Origin of the sequence: Bradyrhizobium valentinum (genome assembly GCF_001440405.1) — a bacterium.
Classification (GTDB): Bacteria; Pseudomonadota; Alphaproteobacteria; order Rhizobiales; family Xanthobacteraceae; genus Bradyrhizobium; species Bradyrhizobium valentinum.
This window is the reverse complement of the sequence record NZ_LLXX01000002.1, coordinates 1-5280: the sequence shown is the minus strand read 5'-3', so window position 1 is coordinate 5280 and position 5280 is coordinate 1. Positions and strand designations below refer to the sequence as shown.

Here is a 5280-nt window from a genome sequence, read left to right as displayed (position 1 = left end):
CTCGGCGCGCCATACGGCCCCGCGGGACCTGGAATACAAAGAGACGGTTGGACTCAGCAGCCCGGGGCAGCAACGAACGCGGCCACCCGAAACCCCAATCTCACTCCTTCCCAAAGAAATTCGATGCCGCCGCCAAATGTGGTTCCGCGGGACGCGCGCGGCTACCGTAGATAATCCGGCGGCTGATTTGTAGATAGTTCACCTTCATCCAGATGTCGCGCACGACCCTTCACTCCGAGAATTGAAAAAAAGCCGCCAAGCGGAGCGCGATCGCACCTGATGGTTTTGCCGGTGTGGGCCAGACGCTTAGGGAATGCCGGGTGCATGCGCCACGCCCTTCCACTTTCCCGCGGCGGTTGAGTCAATCGAAGCGGGTCGAAGATAGATGGTTGACGTTGGGGGAGGGCACGCCAGTACGGGGCAAGAGCGGCGGAAAAATCGTGCACAAGCTGCAGGTCCGGCGAGGATCCGAGCGTCGTTGCCAAGCGGCTGACCATGAATATTGACCGGATGGTGAGGGGCGACGGCATGGCAGGGTTCAATCGGCGGCTGGTGTATCGGCCACTCGGAATCGCCTAGTGGGGTCCCTTGATGACCCATTTGTCCCGATCTTCAGGGGGGACGTCTGCAGCCTTCACGATATAGGCATCCCAGTCCGGCAAGTGTCCGGGCGGAACGTTCAACTCCCCGACCATAATGTGATCGTCCGCTTCGGCTTCGCCTAGGTCCACCTCTTTGTTTGGGAGTACGGCGGTGACTTTCTTACCCGTGAAGATCAACACCTGCTGTTCACCAACGGCCAACCGAGCCCACGTTCGTATCTGCGAATAATAAGGTTCCTCGCACCACCGGCTGGGAAACGCTGGGTCAACCCAAACGGATAATCTCGTAGGCTCGGCTTGAAGGGTCAACTTCGCGGATGCTGGAAACCACTCAGGACCCAGTTCTGCTTGCAGGAGCCACGAACAGAGAAAATCCCGGCATGCCGCCGGCCGGGTTACATAGATCTTGCAACGGCCCTTTCCGAGGGCGCAGTCCTTGCACCAGGTGCCCGGGTGCTTCGCTATCTCCTCAACGCGCATGACCTTACAGCACAGGGAGCATTCGCCGCATTCGCGGCCTTCAATTACTTGGGCAGACTTGTCGCTCGCGGATGTCATGCTATCCGATGTCATCCTCCATCGAGAACGGATTCGCCAATCCCTGAGATTCGATAGGACCACTCCCGGGCGCGACTAAGGCCTTGTATAGCGCGTCGTCAAACAAGTCCCCGATATGGGCGAGCCGACATACTGCAACCAAATCCATCCGGTCCAGCTTAATGCCACTCCCGCCCAGCCCTTCAAGATCGTAGAACTTCACGAGCTTGTTCTTTCGCCAGCCCTCATCGATGATCTGATACACTTCATCGCGTTTTTCCTGACCAATCGTGAAATCCTCCGCAAAGGCAAACTCCAAATCGCGGGGATTTAGCGGAAAGATCCGGCGGGACCATGCGTACCCACGCCCTTCGTCGATTTCACCAGCTTTGCAAGCGCGAATGATCGCCAAACGAGCAATCTCAAACTCTTTTCCCATTTTTCGTTTCCGCTCAACTGTTGCTATCGCCGTCTTGTACGAGCGGAAAGTGTTTCGCAACCATCGGGCGAGCACAAGGGGATTACGCGCTTAGTCCACGGGAAAGCCACCGAACTGCCGCGACTCAGGTTCTGCATCTGCCAGCGCAATCACGCGCTTGGTGGAGCAGGGCATGCCAACGAGGTCAGAAAGTCGCCTGTCAGACGAGAAGGCGTCGCGGATGATGGTAGCTCTTCGCAATGGAGAAACGCTCAGAAAATTCGCCGTGCGCTCACACAGGTTGAAGGCCTACTTCGATGCTAACCCCGGCTATGCCGAGGAGGCAAAGCCACTGATCGAGGCAAACGCAATCGCCGCGCTGCTGCGAAAGGGTGCGCGCCGAGATAATACCCATTGCAAATACGGGCACCCGCTATTCGGCAGGACGGTCTATATCCGGCGGAACGGCAAACGCCAGTGTTTGATTTGTGCTAAGCGCCGCGATGGCGCCCCGCCGCCTCCGAGTGCAGAGCAGTTAAAGCAAGTCACGGCGGCTTTAAATGCGGGAAAGCCACTGCGGTTGATCTGTGCAGGCATGATCGGACCAAAACGCCGCGCAACTCCGATCGTATCCTATATCAAGCTGAACGCTTACAGGCGGCAAAACCCAGCCTTCAATCAGTTCGTCCTGTCGGCAACTGTAAGCAACAACAGCAGGGGCCAGCAGCGTCGCCACAATCCGGAAGCTTTCCGTGTTCAAGTCGTACGGACCGAGGCCAATGATTTCTACAAGATCCTTAGCCTGGTGCCGGCCGGATTGCCGGCTGACGCTAGGGACGACATCGCGCAGTCGATCATGCTCGCGCTGCTAGAGGGGGTGATTCAAAGGGATCAAGTCAGGACTAGGGTCCGGCACTTCGTCGCAGAGCACAATCGCGTATTTCCAACGAAGTTCGCAAAGTTCGGCGATAGCCAGTTGCTGTCCCTGGACGAGGTGATGTTTGAGGACGGCAGCGCAACCAGAGGCGACACGGTCAGCCGCGGCCTTTGGGACTCGAGTCCGGTGTTGGCGACTTTGACGGGCTAGAGCAAGCCAGCATCGTCGGCTGCGTCTCCGCGATCGCCTGATGCGACTAGGCCCGCCAGCGTGAACCGGCGGGCCTGCCCTTTGTCGACGACCGTACAGACGACGGGCCCGATGGCGGGCTATTCTGTGTTCCCCCGGTAATGCCCCCAAGCCCCGCCGGGGGTTCTCCAAGTGTCGGCGGCCCCGGTGCGTTGCGTATTGCCGGGGCCGCTAACCGGCCAAGTCAACGCACAATGCACATCATGGATTTCCGGCTCCATCGGTGATATGGGCCGCAAGGCGGAGGTGGCTGGGATGTGGCCGGGCACACGTTCCGAACGGGCAAAGCTTGCTGCCATCCATCGCGGACACAAGCCCCTTCAGACGTGCTGCTGCACCCGACGCCACATCCGCCCGTAGCCAAGGCTGGTTCGGCAAGAGCGAACAGGCTCCAAAACAAGCAAAGCGGATCATCAAGCAAAGCGGATCACAATGGCGGCTCCTCGTTGTCTTGAGTGCACGGGCAAAAATTGGCGCCGTGAATATCGTTCCTTTGCTCTGCTCGGATCCAAGCTGCCGCCGGTTCGTGCTAGAGGGCCGCGTGCAAAACGGCCCCAGCTAGGTTTCCAGCGCAAGCTGGGGCCGCCACTTTCTCCCGGCTTGGCTCCACGATCCGCCGGGAGCGATGGAATCGACTCTCAGCAAGGTTGGAGGTTCCCACGGACGGGCCGGGCACAGGGCTGGCGGGCCTCCGCGCTATGCTCACTATTGGGCAGACGCTGCCACCTTTTCCCGCTTCTATCGGTACGCCAGATGGGTACCCACTACTCCGTCTGGCAATTTGAAATGGGAATACTTTAGATGGCCTCGGCGCACCGCCGCGCGCTGGGGCCATTTTTATTCTGGGTCGTTCACCTCGTACTCAACGCCACGCCCTCCGGGTCGTTTTCCTCAAACCATTTTTCGCGGCGTCCTCGTTGGCAAAGACCTTGAGGTGATCGGGGTCGCCCGCGTCATGAATATGCTCGAACATTTCACGAAGGCCGCGCATATCGAACCACTGCCTGCAGCCGGGCATTTCCTGTGATGATCAACTTCGGTCTTGGCGATGCCGTCAGCGGCCTTATCCGGTTTCGTCATCCACGGCGCCTATGACCTCGTATTCAAACACGACGCCTTCAGGATCGTTCACAAGAAACCACTCATCGGCAAGGTCCGAGTTTGCAAACACCTTGAGATGGTCACGGTCGCCGACCTGCTTGCTGGTATCTACGTAATTCCAGACCGTTTTCATTGGTCTCTCTTTAGCTTCCGGCGCCCCCAATGATGCTTTTCCCTGGCTCGGTAAACTCGCGGACATGGCCGCGGTTCAACGCGCGCGTGACGCCGATCCTGGCCAGCATCGTTGGCCCACCGTTTTCGGCCACGAGGATTAGCGCCTCCATTGCGGCCTGCCATTCCGGCACGGAGTGCTCCGCCTTCGGCAGCTTCATGACGTAGCTGGCCCGCATCCCCTAAGGTGAGGAGGCGCCGGCCATTCGGAAGCGGAATCGGGTCTTCAAACGGTGTGGACCAGGGCAAGGAAACCTTCAAAAGGACAAGAGCAGCGGAATTTCTTGCTTAGGCGGTCCAAGTGCGATCTCCGCACTGCAGGCATTCAAACATTTGAATCACAACTCCGCTTTCAGATTCCACGATCGTGCGGACGAGAGTGAGCTTTCCTCCGCAGAAACGGCAGTCATAGTTTGACTGGCAGTGAACAGTGGCAATCTTCTCAGCTCGAAATAGCTCCATAACGGGCCCCACCCTCGAGTTAGGATACGGAGCATCGGTTTCGGAAGCTTACGGCGCCGTTGTCTTACGGAAGGGCGGCCCCGGCTCGGAGGTTGGGAGTGCGCGTTCCGGAGCCGTCCTCTTGCGCGCCTGTCCGAGCGCAGAATCTACACTATCGGCGAAAATAAGAGCCGGGTCGGCTACGTTGTCATGTCCGCAACTCTCGCGGGGTAATCCCTTGGACACGTAAGCTGAGTGGAACTTGACACCAATCAAGTGTTTCGTTCGCCATATCACCGTGCACCCGCACCTCAAGCGATCAGCAACGATCAGAAGTGTAAATTGCGCCGGGATGCCGAGGGCGCTGGCCACCTCCAGCGCCGCCCCAGTGTCGGACTGGTTACGAATGAGACACGCAGTCGCGTGCCCGCTAAACTCAACGCTCGCTGTCTTCATATCTTAGGCTGACCACTTGTCTTCTTCGCGCCTGGCTTCGTCCTCGTTAAGACGCTCTACGATTTCGGCAGCGACGGCGGGACTCTCCGCATCTGCGATGGGAGTACCGTCCTGCTTCTTTATCTTCTGAGCTTCGACATCCACGGGAAAATCTTCGGGCCTTAGTGGCTTCTTTGAGTTCGGCGTCATGTCCTTCCTCCCTGCGTCGCGCCACGCGATCATTGCTGTTGCCTAAGCTCCGCGCCAGGAAAGGTTCCTATTGCGCGAAGCAGTCGCTCCGCATTTGGCCGCAGCAAAAATAAGAACGAAAGCAGCGAATGAAAATTTCCGGAGCTTCCACAGCTATGGAGCTTCCGCAGCTATAAGGAGATGGTCATGAAAGCATCAGCAATCGCGGTAGCATTGTTCTTTGCGCTCGGCTCAACGTT

At 58.3% G+C, this 5280-nt stretch carries 6 protein-coding genes; 1 reads left to right on the top strand and 5 read right to left on the bottom strand.

The window, feature by feature from the left end; translation table 11 throughout:
- Nucleotides 1–575: 575 nt before the first annotated feature.
- Both CP49_RS45685 and CP49_RS00305 read right to left on the bottom strand, forming a co-directional pair.
- Nucleotides 576–803, bottom strand: a complete 228-nt coding sequence (locus tag CP49_RS45685; RefSeq protein WP_197422982.1) for a hypothetical protein — start codon at nucleotides 801–803, stop codon at nucleotides 576–578.
- Between the two features lie 358 nt (nucleotides 804–1161).
- Nucleotides 1162–1578, bottom strand: coding sequence for a hypothetical protein (locus tag CP49_RS00305; protein ID WP_057848309.1), 417 nt, complete (start codon nucleotides 1576–1578; stop codon nucleotides 1162–1164).
- A gap of 220 nt (nucleotides 1579–1798) precedes the next feature.
- On the opposite strand from CP49_RS00305, the gene CP49_RS00300 reads away from it, so the two are divergent.
- Nucleotides 1799–2644 carry a hypothetical protein gene (locus CP49_RS00300; RefSeq protein ID WP_156437901.1) on the top strand — a complete coding sequence of 282 codons (846 nt, stop codon included), beginning with the start codon at nucleotides 1799–1801 and terminating at the stop codon, nucleotides 2642–2644.
- A gap of 1102 nt (nucleotides 2645–3746) precedes the next feature.
- Here the strand turns inward: CP49_RS00300 and CP49_RS45680 are convergent.
- The 3 genes from CP49_RS45680 to CP49_RS00285 form a co-directional block, all read right to left on the bottom strand.
- The gene (locus CP49_RS45680) at nucleotides 3747–3917 is read right to left on the bottom strand and encodes a hypothetical protein (RefSeq protein WP_197422981.1); all 171 of its coding nucleotides are present in this window, start codon (nucleotides 3915–3917) and stop codon (nucleotides 3747–3749) included.
- Nucleotides 3918–3927: 10 nt separating this feature from the next.
- Nucleotides 3928–4116, bottom strand: coding sequence for a hypothetical protein (locus tag CP49_RS48865; RefSeq protein WP_338060318.1), 189 nt, complete (start codon nucleotides 4114–4116; stop codon nucleotides 3928–3930).
- A 739-nt stretch (nucleotides 4117–4855) separates the two neighbouring features.
- On the bottom strand, nucleotides 4856–5041 hold the full coding sequence (locus CP49_RS00285; protein WP_057848311.1) for a hypothetical protein: 186 nt from the start codon (nucleotides 5039–5041) through the stop codon (nucleotides 4856–4858).
- Nucleotides 5042–5280 lie beyond the last annotated feature (239 nt).

Coding starts and splice junctions, on each gene's coding strand:
- CP49_RS00305 (WP_057848309.1), bottom strand. CDS start 1,578: ATGGGAAAAGAGTTTGAGATTGCTCGTTTGGCGATCATTCGCGCTTGC.
- CP49_RS00300 (WP_156437901.1), top strand. CDS start 1,799: ATGATGGTAGCTCTTCGCAATGGAGAAACGCTCAGAAAATTCGCCGTG.
- CP49_RS45680 (WP_197422981.1), bottom strand. CDS start 3,917: ATGAAAACGGTCTGGAATTACGTAGATACCAGCAAGCAGGTCGGCGAC.
- CP49_RS48865 (WP_338060318.1), bottom strand. CDS start 4,116: ATGAAGCTGCCGAAGGCGGAGCACTCCGTGCCGGAATGGCAGGCCGCA.
- CP49_RS00285 (WP_057848311.1), bottom strand. CDS start 5,041: ATGACGCCGAACTCAAAGAAGCCACTAAGGCCCGAAGATTTTCCCGTG.